Annotated in this window: 22 protein-coding genes; 8 read left to right on the top strand and 14 right to left on the bottom strand. The window is 68.7% G+C overall.

Going from position 1 to position 15,699, the window contains the following annotated elements; all coding sequences use genetic code 11:
* Positions 1 to 154: 154 nt before the first annotated feature.
* Together ACFHYQ_RS14940 and ACFHYQ_RS14945 are read right to left on the bottom strand one after the other, a co-directional pair.
* Positions 155 to 631 carry a hypothetical protein gene (locus ACFHYQ_RS14940; RefSeq protein WP_394301741.1) on the bottom strand — a complete coding sequence of 159 codons (477 nt, stop codon included), beginning with the start codon at positions 629 to 631 and terminating at the stop codon, positions 155 to 157.
* Between the two features lie 391 nt (positions 632 to 1,022).
* A complete protein-coding gene (locus ACFHYQ_RS14945; protein WP_394301742.1) occupies positions 1,023 to 1,670 on the bottom strand; it encodes an FMN-binding negative transcriptional regulator in 648 nt (215 codons plus the stop codon).
* Between the two features lie 251 nt (positions 1,671 to 1,921).
* Between ACFHYQ_RS14945 and ACFHYQ_RS14950 the strand changes: the two genes are divergently transcribed.
* The 3 genes from ACFHYQ_RS14950 to ACFHYQ_RS14960 all read left to right on the top strand — a co-directional run bounded on the left by ACFHYQ_RS14950 (position 1,922) and on the right by ACFHYQ_RS14960 (position 3,390).
* Entirely contained in the window at positions 1,922 to 2,179 is a 258-nt protein-coding gene (locus tag ACFHYQ_RS14950; RefSeq protein ID WP_394301743.1) for a DUF6290 family protein, read from the top strand.
* Positions 2,176 to 2,580 (top strand): hypothetical protein, encoded by a 405-nt coding sequence (locus tag ACFHYQ_RS14955; protein WP_394301744.1) that lies wholly within the window; start codon positions 2,176 to 2,178, stop codon positions 2,578 to 2,580. Before ACFHYQ_RS14950 ends, ACFHYQ_RS14955 begins: the two co-directional genes overlap by 4 nt.
* A gap of 159 nt (positions 2,581 to 2,739) precedes the next feature.
* Positions 2,740 to 3,390 (top strand): HNH endonuclease family protein, encoded by a 651-nt coding sequence (locus ACFHYQ_RS14960; RefSeq protein ID WP_394301745.1) that lies wholly within the window; start codon positions 2,740 to 2,742, stop codon positions 3,388 to 3,390.
* A gap of 156 nt (positions 3,391 to 3,546) precedes the next feature.
* Here the strand turns inward: ACFHYQ_RS14960 and ACFHYQ_RS14965 are convergent, their stop codons facing one another.
* From ACFHYQ_RS14965 to ACFHYQ_RS14980, 4 genes are all read right to left on the bottom strand, one after another.
* Positions 3,547 to 4,350 carry an ABC transporter permease gene (locus ACFHYQ_RS14965; RefSeq protein WP_394301746.1) on the bottom strand — a complete coding sequence of 268 codons (804 nt, stop codon included), beginning with the start codon at positions 4,348 to 4,350 and terminating at the stop codon, positions 3,547 to 3,549.
* Complete coding sequence (locus ACFHYQ_RS14970; protein WP_394301747.1) at positions 4,347 to 5,321, bottom strand: ATP-binding cassette domain-containing protein; 975 nt, start codon at positions 5,319 to 5,321, stop codon at positions 4,347 to 4,349. Before ACFHYQ_RS14970 ends, ACFHYQ_RS14965 begins: the two co-directional genes overlap by 4 nt.
* Positions 5,322 to 5,348: 27 nt before the next feature.
* A complete protein-coding gene (locus ACFHYQ_RS14975) occupies positions 5,349 to 6,194 on the bottom strand; it encodes a DUF4097 family beta strand repeat-containing protein (RefSeq protein WP_394301748.1) in 846 nt (281 codons plus the stop codon).
* 91 nt (positions 6,195 to 6,285) lie between these two features.
* Positions 6,286 to 6,831, bottom strand: a complete 546-nt coding sequence (locus ACFHYQ_RS14980; RefSeq protein WP_394301749.1) for a toxin-antitoxin system HicB family antitoxin — start codon at positions 6,829 to 6,831, stop codon at positions 6,286 to 6,288.
* A gap of 97 nt (positions 6,832 to 6,928) precedes the next feature.
* On the opposite strand from ACFHYQ_RS14980, the gene ACFHYQ_RS14985 reads away from it, so the two are divergent.
* Together ACFHYQ_RS14985 and ACFHYQ_RS14990 are read left to right on the top strand one after the other, a co-directional pair.
* On the top strand, positions 6,929 to 7,078 hold the full coding sequence (locus tag ACFHYQ_RS14985; protein ID WP_394301750.1) for a hypothetical protein: 150 nt from the start codon (positions 6,929 to 6,931) through the stop codon (positions 7,076 to 7,078).
* 179 nt (positions 7,079 to 7,257) lie between these two features.
* Positions 7,258 to 8,004, top strand: coding sequence for a phosphotransferase family protein (locus ACFHYQ_RS14990; RefSeq protein WP_394301751.1), 747 nt, complete (start codon positions 7,258 to 7,260; stop codon positions 8,002 to 8,004).
* 88 nt (positions 8,005 to 8,092) lie between these two features.
* On the opposite strand, the gene ACFHYQ_RS29370 is transcribed toward ACFHYQ_RS14990, so the two are convergent.
* The 3 genes from ACFHYQ_RS29370 to ACFHYQ_RS15005 form a co-directional block, all read right to left on the bottom strand.
* Positions 8,093 to 8,722: a dihydrofolate reductase family protein gene (locus tag ACFHYQ_RS29370; RefSeq protein WP_446746298.1), complete on the bottom strand. Its 630-nt coding sequence runs from the start codon at positions 8,720 to 8,722 to the stop codon at positions 8,093 to 8,095.
* 105 nt (positions 8,723 to 8,827) lie between these two features.
* Positions 8,828 to 9,304 (bottom strand): pyridoxamine 5'-phosphate oxidase family protein, encoded by a 477-nt coding sequence (locus ACFHYQ_RS15000; protein WP_394301752.1) that lies wholly within the window; start codon positions 9,302 to 9,304, stop codon positions 8,828 to 8,830.
* 5 nt (positions 9,305 to 9,309) lie between these two features.
* Entirely contained in the window at positions 9,310 to 9,441 is a 132-nt protein-coding gene (locus ACFHYQ_RS15005; protein WP_394301753.1) for a hypothetical protein, read from the bottom strand.
* A gap of 111 nt (positions 9,442 to 9,552) precedes the next feature.
* Between ACFHYQ_RS15005 and ACFHYQ_RS15010 the strand changes: the two genes are divergently transcribed.
* Positions 9,553 to 10,497: a LysR family transcriptional regulator gene (locus tag ACFHYQ_RS15010; protein ID WP_394301754.1), complete on the top strand. Its 945-nt coding sequence runs from the start codon at positions 9,553 to 9,555 to the stop codon at positions 10,495 to 10,497.
* A 257-nt stretch (positions 10,498 to 10,754) separates the two neighbouring features.
* Here ACFHYQ_RS15010 and ACFHYQ_RS15015 read toward each other — a convergent pair whose 3' ends face one another.
* Complete coding sequence (locus ACFHYQ_RS15015) at positions 10,755 to 11,774, bottom strand: aldo/keto reductase (protein ID WP_394301755.1); 1,020 nt, start codon at positions 11,772 to 11,774, stop codon at positions 10,755 to 10,757.
* 156 nt (positions 11,775 to 11,930) lie between these two features.
* Between ACFHYQ_RS15015 and ACFHYQ_RS15020 the strand changes: the two genes are divergently transcribed.
* Positions 11,931 to 12,521, top strand: coding sequence for a TetR/AcrR family transcriptional regulator (locus ACFHYQ_RS15020; protein WP_394301756.1), 591 nt, complete (start codon positions 11,931 to 11,933; stop codon positions 12,519 to 12,521).
* 22 nt (positions 12,522 to 12,543) lie between these two features.
* Here ACFHYQ_RS15020 and ACFHYQ_RS15025 read toward each other — a convergent pair whose 3' ends face one another.
* On the bottom strand, positions 12,544 to 13,023 hold the full coding sequence (locus ACFHYQ_RS15025; RefSeq protein ID WP_394301757.1) for a DUF6194 family protein: 480 nt from the start codon (positions 13,021 to 13,023) through the stop codon (positions 12,544 to 12,546).
* A 63-nt stretch (positions 13,024 to 13,086) separates the two neighbouring features.
* Between ACFHYQ_RS15025 and ACFHYQ_RS15030 the strand changes: the two genes are divergently transcribed.
* Positions 13,087 to 13,890 carry a MerR family transcriptional regulator gene (locus tag ACFHYQ_RS15030; protein WP_394301758.1) on the top strand — a complete coding sequence of 268 codons (804 nt, stop codon included), beginning with the start codon at positions 13,087 to 13,089 and terminating at the stop codon, positions 13,888 to 13,890.
* Positions 13,891 to 13,947: 57 nt separating this feature from the next.
* On the opposite strand, the gene ACFHYQ_RS15035 is transcribed toward ACFHYQ_RS15030, so the two are convergent.
* From ACFHYQ_RS15035 to ACFHYQ_RS15045, 3 genes are all read right to left on the bottom strand, one after another.
* The gene (locus ACFHYQ_RS15035; protein ID WP_394301759.1) at positions 13,948 to 14,394 is read right to left on the bottom strand and encodes a type II toxin-antitoxin system VapC family toxin; all 447 of its coding nucleotides are present in this window, start codon (positions 14,392 to 14,394) and stop codon (positions 13,948 to 13,950) included.
* Positions 14,395 to 14,402: 8 nt separating this feature from the next.
* Complete coding sequence (locus tag ACFHYQ_RS15040; RefSeq protein WP_394301760.1) at positions 14,403 to 14,699, bottom strand: FitA-like ribbon-helix-helix domain-containing protein; 297 nt, start codon at positions 14,697 to 14,699, stop codon at positions 14,403 to 14,405.
* A 235-nt stretch (positions 14,700 to 14,934) separates the two neighbouring features.
* Positions 14,935 to 15,648, bottom strand: a complete 714-nt coding sequence (locus ACFHYQ_RS15045) for a TioE family transcriptional regulator (protein WP_394301761.1) — start codon at positions 15,646 to 15,648, stop codon at positions 14,935 to 14,937.
* Positions 15,649 to 15,699 lie beyond the last annotated feature (51 nt).

Raw genomic sequence — 15,699 nt, forward strand, 5'->3', positions numbered from 1 at the left:
CATCATCCGTCAGTTGCGCACGCGTCACACACGACGATCTACCGGATCAAGCCCCACCTTAGGGGCGAATCAAGGGAATTGATCACAACCCGATACGCGCCCTAGTCGGACGCGCCTTGGGAAGCGACCCCCGGCCGGTCATGGTCGGGGGTGGTCACCGGCGCGGGCCGTCCAGGACCTGGGCCACGATCGCGGCCGCGACCGCCTCCTCGTCCCGGCCCCGGTTGGCCTCGATGACCTCCCGGATCCGCGTGGCCATGCGCCGGTCGGCCTGGCCGGAGTCGCCGATGTGCCGCCCCGCCACGGCGACGGCGGCCGCGAGCTCGTAGGCCTCGGCCGGCCCGAGACCCTGCGGGTCGACCTCGACGAGGACGCGGGCGCCGTTCTTCGGCGAGACGCGGACCCGCCACCGGCCCGATGGGCACGAAACCGACAGGCTCTCCTTCCGCAGCGACGGCGGGAACAGGACGACGGCCATCCTGCCCGCCGCGGCGAGCACCCGCTCGGCGAACCGTCGGATGTCCTTCTTGGCGACGACGATCTTTCCGGTGCTGTTGATGACGCTGACGCAGTCACCGTGGTCGGCCACGGCGATGCGCTCACCGTCGACCTGGTCGTAGATGGCGCTCATGCGGCGGGGATTCTCCATGGGGGACGAGGAGACGGCCGTGATCTTGCGAATTCTCGCACACAGGCGCCGGAAGCAGGCATTTTAACGTTCGTGATCTTGCAGTTTCTCGCAGACATGGCCAGTGAGCAGCGAAAACAGCGTTCGTGATCTTGCACTTCACGCACCACTGCGAGATCACGTAACACATCGTCGCACGTCGGGCGGCCTGTTCGAAAAGAACTGCAAGATCACCACATGTGTCCACCCAGGTCAGGCGGTGCATCTGCGAGAAACTACAAGATCACGGGGATGTGGGGGCTAGATGTGCTCGGAGACGAGCACCGCGTGGGTTCCCGGATCGAGGGCCTGGAAGACGTGGGGGACGTCACCGGGATGGGAGACGTTGGTGGGGTCAGGGCTTCCAGGGGCCGATGCGGTCCAGGCGGCGGAGCTGCTGGCGCGCGGCGGGCGCATCCAGGCCATGACCGCGGGCGGTGAGGCGGTCGGCGACGGCGGCGCGGTGCTCGACGGGCTTGTGGTCGTCGTACTTGAACTTGGCCACCACGTCGGCGACCTCCAGGCGCAGGCCGCGGATGCCGGACAGCAACCGCCCGTAGGGAGGCTGGTCGACGGCGACGGGGGCGTGGTCACCGTCAGGCTGGAAGTGCGCGAGCTGACGGCGCAGCAACTCGGCCTTGGCCTCGGGGTCGTCAATGATATGGGCGCGGCAGGTGAACTGGACGGCCGCGTAGTAGCTGGTGGGCACGCCGTCGCGGGACGGAATACCAGGCTGGGCGCGCCAGGGGCCCGGGACGAAGGCGTAGTCGCCGATAACGGTGAAGGCCACGTTCGGGTCATGCTCGATCGCCTTCCAGACCGGATTGGGCCGGGCGAGGTGGATCAGCAGGTGGCCTCCGTCGCAGGTGAAGTGGGTGGGGACGACGACGGGCGGGCGGCCGGGCAGACCGTTGACGCTCAGCTGCCCGAAGTCGTGGCCTTCAGCGATCCAGGTCTGCCATTCGGCTTCGTCCAGGCCGGCGTCCCAGGGCTGGGTGAACATACCGTTCTCCTTGGTGCAGCGCCATTTAACGAGCCGTATGCGAGTGAGCTGCCCAAAGCCCGCAGCAGAGCGATCACAGCCCATCGCTTGGCATTCATCAGAACGACCAAACCGTACAACAGACGACCGCCGGATGACCCTGATCGTCGACGGCACCGAGCACACACCCCGGCGACTGCGGCCACCCCTTCCCTTTGCTGTTGATACCGATACCGCTGGCAGGTGATACCACGGCGGGTTAAAGTGGCGGTATGGCGATGACCATCAGGTTCGATGACGAGGAGAACGAGTTGCTGCGCGCTCAGGCCGAGGCCGAGGGCGTGTCGATGGCCGAGCTCGTCAAGCGTTCCGTACGCGAACACATCACCCGTATGTCCGTACTCAACCGGCTCATGGACGCCTGGGGGCCCCTCCCGCAGGACCAGTTAGACCGTGCGGCCGCCTCCCTCTGCATTGATCGGCGCAGTGCCGCCGCCCTGGGACCGGACGCGCAGCGCGCCGCCTCGTGACCCCGTCGCCGACCGCCGGGTCCGGCCGGGTCCTCGACGCCTCCGCCCTCGAATCGGCGGCGACCGGCAAGCACGTCTACGTACGCGCGCTGATCGCCATGGCGCTGCAGTCCGGGACCGTCACCCTGCTCACCCCGGTCACCGCGTACGTCCAGGCCCTGGCCGTGATCCCACAGGACCTGCGCTGGCAGCTGATGCTGCTCACCACCTCGCCCGGCGTCGAGATCGACCTGCTCGACGACCGCGAAAAGGCACACGAGATCGCCGATCTGGGCGGGGACGACGCCACCCTCGCGCACGTCGCCTGGTGCGGACTGTCCCGCCGCTGGCCGGTGGTCAGCGACCGCATGTTCGACCTGCGTACCCTCGCCCCTGCCCTGGAAGTCGAACCGCTTCCGTGAGGTTCGATGGGGGGAGTGTGATCCGTACGGGCAGACCACACGAACACGACGGTGCACACCGACGCGACCTCACCTCCCAACGCCTAAGAGTCCCTTCGTGTCTCGAATATCGCTGCCGCCGGCGGGCATCGACTGGTAATGAGTGGAACCGTGATCTTCATGAGGCGGACGGTCCAGATTGCTGTGCTCACTCTTCTGGTCATCCCGATCAGCGCTGTCACAGCCACCTCACAGGCGGCGGCCGCCCCGCGCAAGCGTCCACAGACCGAGACCGCGGCGATGGCCCGTCGCATGCTGGCTCAGCTGAAGGTCGCCAGGCCGTTATCGATCCGTGGATACAGCCACAAGCGGTTCCAGCCCCGATGGGCGCACCATAAGGGCACGTGCGACGCACGGGAGGTGGTCCTGGCTCGCGACGGACGGAACGTACGCAGAAACGCGGCCTGCCACCCCGTCAAGGGCGTCTGGTACAGCCCCTACGACGGCAAGTGGCTGAAAAGCGAAAAGGACGTCGACGTCGACCACGTCGTGCCGCTGGCCTACGCCTGGCGCTCCGGCGCCAGCAGATGGAGCCAAGCGCGGCGGCGCGCCTTCGCCAACGACCTCACCCGGCCTGAGCTGATCACGGTCAGCCACTCCGTCAACATGGCCAAGGGCGGCAAAGGGCCGCAGAGCTGGCGTCCGCCGCGCCGCAGCCACTGGTGCCGATACGCAATCTCGTGGATCACTGTGAAGCATCACTACCGACTGTTCGTGACCCGCAAGGAAAAGGTGGCCCTGCTCAACATGCTCCGGACCTGCGGAGATTAACCAGGGCCGGTATCAGCGTCGGTTAAGCGGTACGGCTCTGCCATCGCGCGCCGAAGGGCGGGGATTCCTGGCTAGATCTTGTTGAGCCCGGGTCGTTTCCGACACGCTGAAGGCGCCTCTCGCGTGTGGGTTGGCGGGGGTGCCGTGCGCTGGTGGTCAGGTGCTGACGGCCTTCTTGTAGAGGCGGGTCGCCAGGGGGATGAACACGATCAGCATGACGGTGATCCAGAGCAGTGATGCCGGGATGGCGTGCTGGATGGGCCAGGCGTCCGAGGTCTTCAGCGCGGTGCTGGTGTTGCCGAAGAGATCGCGTGCGGCCTGGGTGAAGGTGGAGACCGGGTTCCACTCGGCGACGACGCGCAGCGGCGTGGGCAGTGCGGAGCTGTCGACGAAGGCGTTGGAGACGAACATCAACGGGAAGGAGACCATGGTGGCGATGTTGTTGAAGCTTTCCGGGGTGCGCAGCGCCAGCGCGACGGTCGCGGTGACCCAGGAGAACGCGTAGGCGAACAGCAGCAGCAGCCCGAAGCCGAGGACGGCCTCGTGGGGCGAGGTGTGCACCCGCCAGCCGACGATCAGCCCCATCACCGCCATGACGACCAGGCTGGCGAGGTTCATCAGCAGGTCGCTGACGGTCTGGCCGATCAGCACCGCGGACGGGGCCATGGGCAGCGAGCGGAACCGGTCGAAGACGCCCTTCTGCAGGTCCAGGGTCAGCGTGTAGCCGGTGATCTGCGCGCCGATGATCACGGCCTGGACGAAGATCCCGGGGAGCAGGAACTCCCGGTACGACATCCCCGGGACGTCGATGACGCTGCCGAAGACGTAGGCGAACAGCAGCACGAGCACGATCGGAAGCATGATGGCGCTACCGAGCAGGTCCGGCGACCGCCTGATCTTCAGGGTGTTGCGCCTGGCGATGGTCCAGCCGTCGGCGATGGGCATGGTGAGCGCGTTCATCCGGTGGCCTCCAGAGACTGCGGGTCGGTGCCGGACACCTGGCGCCCGGTCAGGGTGAGATAGACGTCGTCGAGGGTGGGCCGCCGCAGCCCGGCGTCCCGCACCCGGACTCCGGCGTCGGCGAGCAGGCCGAGGGTCTGGCGGAGCGCCTCGGGGCCGTCGGTGACCGGGACGGTGATCTGGAGCGACTCCAGCACGGTCCGCATGGTGCCGACGGCGAACCGGGTGAGGGTCTGCCGGGCGGTCTCCAGCTCGGCGGCGTCGGTCACGGTCAGTTCGATGCGGTTGCCGCCGATTTGGTCCTTGAGCTCGTCGGCGGTGCCGAGGGCGATGGCGCGGCCGTGGTCGACCACCATGATCTGGTCGGCGAGGCGGTCGGCCTCCTCCATGTACTGCGTGGTGAGCAGCAGCGTGCTGCCGGCCGCGACGCGTTCGGAAATGGTGTCCCACAGTGCGGCGCGGGCACGGGGATCCAGGCCGGTGGTGGGTTCGTCCAGGAACAGCACCGGCGGGTCGGCGACCAGCGCGCCGGCGAGGTCGATGCGGCGGCGCATGCCGCCGGAGTAGCCCTTCACCGGCCGGTCCGCGGCGTCGGCGAGGTCGAAGCGTTCGAGCAGCTCGCGGGCGCGGGCCTTGCTGCGTCTGGCGCCCAGGTGGTACAGCCGCCCGACCATCTCCAGGTTCTCGGCTCCGGTGAGGTGCTCGTCGACGGCGGCGTACTGGCCGGACAGCCCGATGCGCGAGCGCAGCCGCCGGGCGTCCCCGACGACGTCGCATCCGGCGACGGTGGCGCGGCCGCCGTCGGGGCGCAGCAGCGTGGTCAGGATCCGCACCGTCGTGGTCTTGCCGGCGCCGTTCGGGCCGAGCAGGGCGAGCACCGTCCCTTGCGGGACGGAGAAGCTCAGCCCGTCCAGAGCGGTCACCTCGCCGTATCTCTTGACCAGTCCTTCGGCTGTGATCGCGTCACTCATGAGGGGTCTCCTTGCGGTATTCGAGGGTCAGGACCGGTGGATGTCGATGTCGCCCCAGTTGGTGTGCGCGTGCACTTCGACGACCGCCTCAGCGGCCTCGGGGCCTTCGGCCGCGTCCATGGTGTTGCGCACCACGCCGTTCTTGGAGTGCACGTCCAGCCAGGCGGCGGTGCCCTCGGCGATGCCGACACCGATCTTGCCGTAGCCGGTCTCCAGGTGGATGGCGCCGCTCACCGCCGCGTCGATCCGGATCCCGCCGTGTGCGGACTTGGCGGTGAGGCCGGCCAGCACGCGGTCGATGCTGATGTCGCCGTGGGCGGTCTTCAGTTGCAGGTCACCGGTCGCCTCGCCGAGGGCGATGGCGCCGCTGGAGGTTTTCAGCATGCCGGTGCCGTCGATGGTTCCGATCCGGATCGCCCCGGTGGAGGTGGTCGCCTCGGCGGGTCCGCTCACCCGGCCGACGGAGATGCTGCCGTAGGACGCCCTGGCCTCCAGGGGGCCGGTCTCCTCCAGGCGCAGGTCGCCGTACGAGCTGTGCAGGACGGCCTGGCCGAGCGGGCCGGTGGCGATCAATTCCGCGGCGCCTTGGGCCTCGACACGGGATCCGGCGGGCAACTCGATGGTCACCTCGATGGAACCGCGCCAGGGCAGCAGATATCTCAGCGCCTTGGACTTGGGGTCCTTGACCAGCAGCCGTCCGCCGGAGAACTCGACGATTATCCGCTCGGCGGCCTGCACGTGCGCCTCGTCGGACGGGTCGCTGGGGCGCACCTCCACCACGGTGTCGGCGCGGTCGCTCGCGTGGATGCGGACCTGGCCCATGTAGATCTGGATGTCGGCGGTGATCGGCTCGGGGGTGTCGAAAGCAGGCATGGCGGAGCCCTCCTCATGGGTCCGGTGGAACATCCCGGCCTCGGGGCCGGGCGATGAGCGATGACGGGTGATGGGGGCCGGGCAGGCGCCGCTAGCGCACCCAGCCGGTGTAGCCGCGCCCGCTCTGGGGCCGCTGCGGCCGGTCGACGGGACCAGTCCCTGCGCCCGGCTCGAACGCGGCGGAGACGGCACGGACCAGCCAGGCGTTGACCGAGATCCCCTGCCGGCCGGCCGCCTCCTCCACGCGCACCTTGAGGTGCTCAGGCAACCGCAGGGTCATCCGCGCGGTGCCGCTCTCCTCGCCGGGGGCCGGCCTGGAGGCTGGCCCGGCGGGCGGCACGGTAGGTGGCGCGGTCTCCGGACCACCGACCACGACCTCCGAAGACGGCCCCGGTTGCGGCGGCGTCACCACGAATGTCGGGTCGCCACCGCGCAGCCGCACGTCGACAGAGCCCGGTGCGAGATCGCGGGTGATCTCGTCCGCCGCCGCCGACAGCGCCTCCAGCAGGGTGAGCCTGGTGGCCGACTCAAGAACGCCGGTGAGGCGCTCGGCCAGCGCCCGTGCGTCCGGTCCCCCCGCTTCGGCGGCGACGGCGAGCTCGCGGCGAAGGTTCTCCACATACGGCATCAGATCCATGCCTCAACTATGACGTCATTTCGACGTCGAATCAAGTCATTTATGACGTCACTCTGCATTGGGTTGACGTCATCGGGTCGCGCAATCGCCCGGACACATGACGGCGCCCACCACCGATCCCCAGGAGACCCTGGCCGACATCCGAGTTGCGGCCGCACGGGAACTGCCCGGCGCCAAGGTCCGGGGTCGCCTGTCCTGGCGATATACCCTGGTCTTCGACGCCCCCCACGGACGCGGCAGGGCCTGACGCCCTGCCCGCGAGGCCCCCGAAGGCCGCTAAGGGCTCCTAACAGAAGTGGTGGACTTGACCTGGTCAGCGGTCGGTGTCGCGCACGAGGCGGCTTGGTAGCGGGACGTGGTCATCCGCGCAATCGCACGCGATAAACCCGGTGACGTCGACGATCACCCCCGGGATACTGGTCGCCCATGGATGAGGTCAAAATGGTCGTCGCCCATTCCGAGCGCGCGACCCTGCGCGTCGGCGACGTGTTCCTGAAGGTGGACGCCGATCAGGCGCGCGTCGAGGTCGAGGTCGAGGCGATGGCCCTGGCGCCGGTCCCGACCCCGAAGGTCCTGTGGCACAAGCCGCCAGTGCTCGCGATCGCCGCAGTCCCGGGGACGGCGCTCGGCCGCCTCGGCGAGCCGTCGACCGCGTCCCCGGCAGCGTGGGCCGCGGCGGGCGCCGCAGTCCGGAGGTTGCACGACGCGCCGTTGCCGCCCAGGCCCGGCCAGGCCGGCCGGGGCCTCGGCGAGTTGGCGGCGGATCTCGATGGCGAGTGCGAGTGGCTCGTGACGAACGGCGTCCTGCCCGCCGACCTGGTCACCCGCAACCGCCAGGTCGCCGAGGCCGCGCTCCGGCCGTGGACACCGGTCTTCACGCACGGCGACCTGCAGATCGATCACGCGTTCGTCGACGGCGACGGGATCACGGGCATCATCGACTGGTCCGAGGCAGGCCAAGGTGATGCCCTGTACGACCTCGCCACCTTGACGCTCGGACACGAGGAGCACCTCGGCGACGTCGTCGCCGGCTACGGCACCGACGTCGACCTCGACGTGATCCGCGCGTGGTGGTCGTTGCGAAGCCTGCTGAATGTTCGCTGGCTGGTCGAGCACGGCTTCGACCCGTTCGCGCCGGGCTGTGAGATCGACGTGCTGAGATCCCGGCTGTGAGGCCGCGCGCGTCCGACCGCTATGAGAAAGTCCGAACGGAATGATCAGTGAATGTGGCGTCGCCAGCAGTTGATGGCGGCGGCGAGGGTCATGAAGGCTTCGTGGATGTCGTCGCGAATCTCCCAGCGGATGCGCAGGCGGCGGAACCAATGCAACAAGCTTCACCCCTGCGCGATGTCCTTGACGCCGTAGCACAGATAGGCTGTGCCGTCACTGAAGCGTCGCTCGTCCAGCAGGGCCAGGTCGACGCGCACATCGTCCGGAAAGAACGCGTTGCCGCCGCCGACGATCGCCGGCCGGACGAAGAGGTGGTACTCGTCGACCAGCCCGGCCCGGATCGCCTGGCCTGCGCCGCCAGATGCGGCCCGGCGACGGCGATGTCGAGGTCAGCCTCGGCCTTCAGCCTCCGCACTGCCTCGGGATCGAACATGCGCTCGATCCGGGTCCGTTCGCCGACTGCCTCACGCAGCGTCGCGGAATAGACGATCTTGTCGGCGGCCTGCCAGACCCGCGCCCACTCCAAGATGAACGGCTCCTGGTCAGGCACCGTGTGCGCGGTCTCCCAGTAGACCATCGTGTCGTACATCCGGCGGCCGTAGAGGTAGGTGCCGATCGATCGCCCGTGCTCGTTGATGAACTCGTGCGACTCCTTCTCGGGGCGGCCCCAGCCGAAGTCGCCGTCCGTATCGCTCACGTAGCCGTCGAGCGATGTGATCATCGAGTAGATGAGCTTACCCAAGGTGGGCCTCCTTACCTGCCTGGGCAACGGATCTCAAAATCGGTATGTAGCTTGTCGCCGACGCTCCACGCGGGATGCCCGCAGTCATGGCCGGGCCTTCCACCGGGTGCGGGTGACGCGGAGTCGTATGTCGGTGACGTTGTCGAAGCGTGAATCCCCTCCCCTGATCAGGACGAAGTGCCGCCGCACTTCGGCGCAGTAGGCCAGCAGAGGGCCGGACGGCGCGAGGTCGTCACCGGTGAGTTCCTTGCCTGCGGGGAGGCGGGCGTTGAGCAGTGTCAGCGCCGCGACGGGGTCGTCGGCGGGACCGGCGGTCGCCTCGAGGTAAAGCGCCTCCGCACCGCCTATGGGCGCGTGAGAGTCGAAGACCGTGATGGCCACGTCCGGACGTTCGGTGAGGTTGCGGGAATGCCTGCTGTCCGGTGCCGACACCCAGACGAGCCGATCCTCATCGCGGGCGGCGAAGAAGACGGGGGTGGCCCACGGCTGCCCTTGGCGATCGGCGGTGGCCAGCACAAGGTAGTGGTTGTCGCCGAGCAGCCTGGGAACCATCGCCCACATGCCGGTCACCGGCCGCGGGCCCGGTGGTTGAGGTGCCCGACGGCTGGGATCGCCCTGTCGGCGGTGAGATCCGTACTCGGTGCGGTCACCTGCCTGCCCGTGGGCGCCGACCTGTCCACCGCGCTTGTGTTCGCCATCGTTCTCCCTGTGATCGTCGGCTTACCGACACATCGTCGCGTTCACAGCCGGGCCTCATCAATGACGAAACATGGAACAATTGTTCGGCAGTACTGAAGAATGAGGGAGCGGTGGAGCGTCAGGACATCGAGGTGTTCCTCGTACTCGCCGAGGAACTGCACTTCGCGCGCACGGCCGAGCGCCTCCATGTCTCGGCTGCAACCATCAGCCAGACCATCGCCAAGCTGGAGCGCCGGTTCGGCGCGTCGCTGTTCCACCGCACCACCCGCCGGGTCGAGTTGACCTCGCTCGGCAGGCAACTCCGAGACGATTTGCAGCCCGCGCACGCACAAATCCAGGCTGCGATCGCACGAGCGATCGCGGCGGGGCACGGCATCACCGGCACGCTGGAACTGGGCTACATGTCGGCCGCGGTGGCCCAAGTCGTCCTGCGGCTGGCTGACAGCTTCCGCGACCACGTGCCCGGGCGCCGGGTGACCATCCGCGAAACCGCGCTCGCCGACCTCTTCGGCCCCCTGCGCCGGGCAGAGGTCGACCTGTCGGTGCTGCCCTTGCCGGTAGAGGAGCCGGACCTCACCGTCGGGCCGGTGCTGCTGTCGGAGCCGGCGATGCTCGCCGTGCCCGCGGACCATCGCCTGGCGCACCGCGTCCGCGTCGATCACTATGAGATCGCCCGTGAGAGGGTGTTCTTCGCCGATACCCTGCCCGGCTACTGGATCGACCACCACCTACCGGCGCCCGGCCGTCTCACCGAATCCCTGCCCGGCTTCCAGGAGATCCTCGCCTACGTCACCTCAGGCCACGGCGTCGCCCTCGTCGGCGCCCAGACGCCGCACTTCTATCCGCGTCCCGGCTTGATCTGCATCCCCGTGGAAGGCGATGCCGCGTTCGACTACGCCCTGGTCTGGCGCACCGATCGGCTCAGAACCATCGCCGAGGCCTTTCTCCGCCACATCACGCCGACCTGTTCGAGACCCGCCCCGGCCCAGCTCGACCCACGGGTCAATCGCCCGCCGGCGCTTCGAGGTCACGCGCCTGACGCAGCCAGGCGGTGAACAGGCCGGTGTCGACGTCGCTCAGGGTACGGAGTTTGACGGCGGCCATCTCGCGGGCGGCGGGTTCGAGGCGGCCGGTCCGTGTTCGTGTTCTCGCACAGACGTCGATCTCGCCATGTGACAGGAAATCCCGGCGTTCCCTGTCACATGGCCATCTGCACGGCACGGCGAACCGCGGGTAACGAACAAGGCGGCACTGCCCGCTGCTGCTGCCCCTCACAGGCCCCGGAGCCCCGGAGCCCCGGACCCTCGGGCGATCAGCGGCGCCGCAGTGACGGGTCGAGCAGAGAGGGCGGGGTGTCGTTCTTCTCGTGTGCGGCGAGGTCGGTGCCGGGGGCGACGATCGCGTCGACGGCGTCGAGCACGTCGGCGGAGAGCACGGTGTCAGCGGCCGCGAGTTGCGACTGCAGGTGGTCCAGCGTGCGGGGGCCGATGAGCGCGCTGGTCACCCCGGGATGCGCGGTCACGAACCCGAGCGCGAGTTGGATCATGGTCAGGCCGGCCTCGTCGGCGACCTTCGCCAGCCGCTCGACGGCGTCGAGCCGGGCCCGGTTGGACGGAATGGTGGTGTCGAAGCGCTGCGGCATGAACGTCGAGCGACTGGTGGTGATTTCCCGGCCCTCGCGGATCGCGCCCGAAAGCCAGCCCGAGGCCAGCGGACTCCACACCAGCACGCCGAGCCCGTACTGCTCGGTCACGGGCAGCACGTGGGTCTCGATCCCGCGCTGCAGAATGGAGTAGCTGGGCTGTTCGGTGACGTAACGGCTCAGGTGATGCTCACGGGCGGCCCATTGGGCCTGCACGATGCGGTACGCGGGGAAGGTCGAGGAGCCGAAGTAACGGATCTTTCCCGCGCGCTGCAGGTCGGTCAACGCCGACAGCGTCTCCTCGTCACTGGTCCTCGGGTCCCACCGGTGGATCTGGTAGAGATCGACGTGGTCGACGCCGAGGCGGCGCAGGCTGTTGTCCAGCGCGGTGGCCAGCCAGCGGCGCGAGCCGCCCTGGTGGTTGCGCTCGTCTCCCATGGGCATGCTCGCCTTCGTGGCCAGCACGATGTCGTCGCGGCGGCCGGCGATGGCCTTGCCGACCATCTCCTCCGACTCGCCGCCGCTGTACACGTCGGCGGTGTCGATGAGGTTGATCCCCGCGTCGAGGGCGGCGTCGACGATGGCGGTGGCCTCGTCCTGGGTGGTACGCCCGATCCTGCCGAAGTTCATCGCGCCGAGCGCGAGGGAGCTGACCTGTACGCCGGTGCGGCCCAGGGTGCGGTACTGCATGTCCGTGTCTCCTCCGTTGCGGATGAAGCGTGGTGGTATTGCATGGCTTGGATGCCGGCCCCCGCTCTGGCATCATGAGCAAGTGGGACCTCGTCCCGTTTGACGATACGGGACGTTGTCCCGTTTAGCAATCCCGGCGGCGGAGGGAACGGCACGATGAACGACAGCGACGCAGGCGCGGGGCATGCGGCCCCACGCAAGCGGGCCGACGCCCGGCGCAACGAAAGGGCGCTGCTCGACGCCGCCGCGGCGGTCTTCGTGACCTCAGGCGTCGAAGCGCCGATACGCGACATCGCGGCCAAGGCCGGCGTCGGGACGGCCACGATCTACCGTCACTTCCCGACGCGGGCGGATCTCATCATCGCCGTCTACCGGCACCAGATCGAGGCCCTCGCCGAGGCCGGCCCGGCCCTGCTGGCGACCGGCCCGACCCCCCACGCCGCACTGGCGCGATGGATCGACCTCTTCGTCGACTTCCTGGTCACCAAGCACGGTCTCGCCGCCGTGCTGCAGTCCGACGACGCCGGGTTCGACACGCTGCACGCCTACTTCCTCGACCGGCTCGTGCCCGTGTGCGCCCAACTGCTCGAAGCCGCGGCCGCGGCCGACGAGATCCGTTCCGACCTGGACGCCTACGAACTCATGCGCGGCGTCGGGAACCTCTGCATCGGGGTGGAGAACAATCCCCGCTACGACGCACGTCGACTGGTCGAACTCCTCATCGCAGGCCTACGCCGACCGCACTGACTTTCGGCCGGGAGGTTCCGCCTCACCGGCCGTCACCCCGGCGGGCGCGTCGCTCGTGGCGTGAGCGTGCGAGGCCATAGGCCGTACGCAGCAGCTCACGGGTCGCCGCTTCCGTACGTGAACCCGGGTTCACCACCGCCAGCCAGCCGAGGGTGCCGTAGACGGGGTGCGCGATCACGGTGTCGGCGGTGCCGGGGTCGACCTCGGCGGTGACCGGTTCGCGTGGCGCGTGACCGGTCCACCGGATGAACGCCTCCTTCCCCGCGGAGATGTTCACGCGGAAGGCGCCCGGACGATCCAGCCGGGATGTCTCGTCGCCGGGGTAGTCCTTGGCCACGACCGTCGCGAACGGCTGGGCCGTCGCCGGGATGACGCCGTCAGGCGCGTAGTAGAAGAACGTGTCGCCCCAGCTGATTTCCGGCGAGCCGTCACCGGGCGCCGGCCTGAGGGACAGGACACCGTCGAGGCCGTCCACGAAGCCGATGATCTCGTCTATCGTCATGTGCTCCAGCGTTCCATTGAAGCGCTTGTGGAGACTTCGCGGCTGAAACTGGGGGGCTTCAGGATGTCAGGTCTCAAATCAGGGGACTTACGCACCGTCGATGTCGCGCGGCGTTCCGGGTACTCGGTTCAACAGGTTCGCAATCTCGAGCGCGACGGCGTGCTTCCGCCGGCGACACGCACGGCCACGGGCTACCGGATGTACGGAGAGATACATGTACAGTCCGCGCTGGCCTACCGAGCCCTCGCGGCGGGCGCGGGCCCGGCTGAGGCCAAGAAGATCGTGCGGGCCGTACACCGGTTCCCCGCCTCTCAGGTGGTGCTCGCCCTTCTGGACGCGGCGCACGCCCGGCTCGACGCAGAGCGCACGGAACTGAGGCAGGCCAAGGAGGCCGCCCAGGCGATCTCCAGCGAGCCGATCGGAGACGTACGCCCCTCGGACTCGATGAGCGTCTCCGAACTCGCCGCCGCGCTCGGCGTGCGCCCTTCGACGTTGCGGCACTGGGACGCGGAGGATCTCGTAGTCCCTGACCGCGACCCGGTGCGAGGAACGCGCCGATACACACCAGCCCACGTGCGGGATGCGCGGATCGTTCACCAGCTGCGCAAGGCCGGTTACCGCATCGCGCCTCTTCGGGCCCTCATCCCCGAGCTACGGCGCGGCCGCCGATCAAAGGACATCACCTCCGCGCTGGCCGCCAGAGATGCCGACATCGCGGTTCGCTCCAAAGCCCTGCTCGACGGCGCCGCCGCACTCAGTGCTGTGCTCTCCATCAGAACCTCGATCGGGGTCATCGCATCCGGAATGGAGGTCGGCATGCAGGAGCAGATGGACCTCCTCGAAGACCTCACGATCTCCCTCCGCTGACGTAACCCCAGTCAATCGCAAGGAGCTCGGCACGTTCGAGTCGCTGCACCCGCGGCATCAAACGAGAGCGAAGCCGAGTGCTTCGGCGGCCTGCGCCTGAAAGCGATCGCGGCTGGCGAAGCCGAGCTTGTCACCCTCGTCCTCCAGAAGAGGAACCGCCGCGATCTCGGCCAGGGCGAGGTGAATCGCGTCGAGCGCACGCAACGCGTAGGCATAGACGATCTCGGTGGCGCGCCGTTCGACTATCTCACGCGGAGCGGCGAGCAGCGTGACAGGACCGTCTTCGCCAAGGTCGGACGCGAGAACCGCGAGAGTTCCGTCCAGATCCATCAGCCGTTGCGTGCGTGCCGCGCGCACCAGAACGCCGGTTACTTCAACCACCGTCAGCGTCCCTGTCACCAACAGGTGATCAGGATCTTCCAGCAGCTCACGAGCCCGGCCGTGTCCGGGCTCGTCACGAAGGTAGGCACAGGCGAGGACGGAGGAGTCGACATAGGTGAGCATGGCGGCGGTCAGCGACCTTCGGCCCAGAGCCGGTCAAGAATGGGGCCGATACCCTCGGTCGTTTCCAGAGCGCGCTCGCGCTCAGCGCTGGTCACCCGTGACGTCTGGGACACACAACCTTCCGCGAGGACACCCAGGCGGCGGGCCCGGGCACGCAGTTCTGCCCGCGCGTCGAGCGCCTCATCGGCGACGCCCCTCGCGAGGATCTCTCCGGCGGTCGCGTTGATGGATCGGCCAGTGCGGTGAGCCCGACGGGTGATGCGCCGATGCAGGTCGTCATCGATCCGAAGCAGCAGTTGTTTCACCGTTCAATGCTATCGCTTAAGTCCGCCATAGTGATATCACTCGCTCGGCGACTGGCTCCGCTTGTCTCCCACTGGCAGCGGCATTGAGCGGCCCTGCACCGAGCAGCCACTGGGCGGACCACGCGCATCCTGGTCGCCGAGCCCCCGGGCGTCAACGCCTACCGGCCGAACAGATTGAACACGATCGTGGCCGCGGCCAGCGACGCCCTCACGTCGCCGGCGTACGGCCTGGCCATCACGCTGGTGCAGTCGGTCCGCCTTCGGGCGGGGCCGGTCGGCAGTTGAGGTAGGCATCCAAGGCGGCGGCACCGGTGAGCATGGCGCGGCTCCGGGCGGAGAGGCGGGCCTGCCAGCCGTGCAGCGTCGACTCAAGCGGTGCGACGCCGCCGGCGGAGCGGACCTGGGCGATCAGCGGGGCGATCTGCTCCAGCAGGTAGCCGCCCCGTCTGAGCTGGTGGGCCAGCCGGGCGTCGCGTACGTCGGCCGCGCTGTAGACCCGGTAGCCCGTCTGCCGGTCGCGGCGCGGCCGGACCAGGCCGGCCCGTTCCCATTTGCGCAGGGTGGCCGGGCGGATGCCGAGCCTCTTGGCCAGGGGGCCGATGAACGTGTCGCCGCGTTCCTGCGGCACGGGCGCGAGGTCGTGGAGCGCGGCTTCGACGGCCTGGAGGGTGCGGCGGTCGTCGAGGAGTTGGCCGTGGCTCTCGTCGATGAGCCGCAGTGCGTCCTCGGTCGCGTCCCGGTTGACCGCCTGCATGATCGATGTGGCCGTCTGGTGGCCGTGCCCGGGCACGAGGGCGAGGAACGCGCGCAGGGCTTGCGCGTGCAGCGGCGCGTAGGCGCGGTAGCCGTGGGGGCTGCGTCCGGCGGCGGGCAGGATGCCGGCGTCCTCGTAGTTCCTGATCGCCTGGGTGGACAGGCCGTGCTCGCGCGCCAGATCCACTGGCCTCATGTTGAAGGTTCCACCCGGTGACAGCAGAGGTTCATCGTAAAAGTTTAAACC

The organism is Sphaerimonospora cavernae (assembly GCF_042435035.1).
GTDB lineage: Bacteria > Actinomycetota > Actinomycetes > Streptosporangiales > Streptosporangiaceae > Sphaerimonospora > Sphaerimonospora cavernae.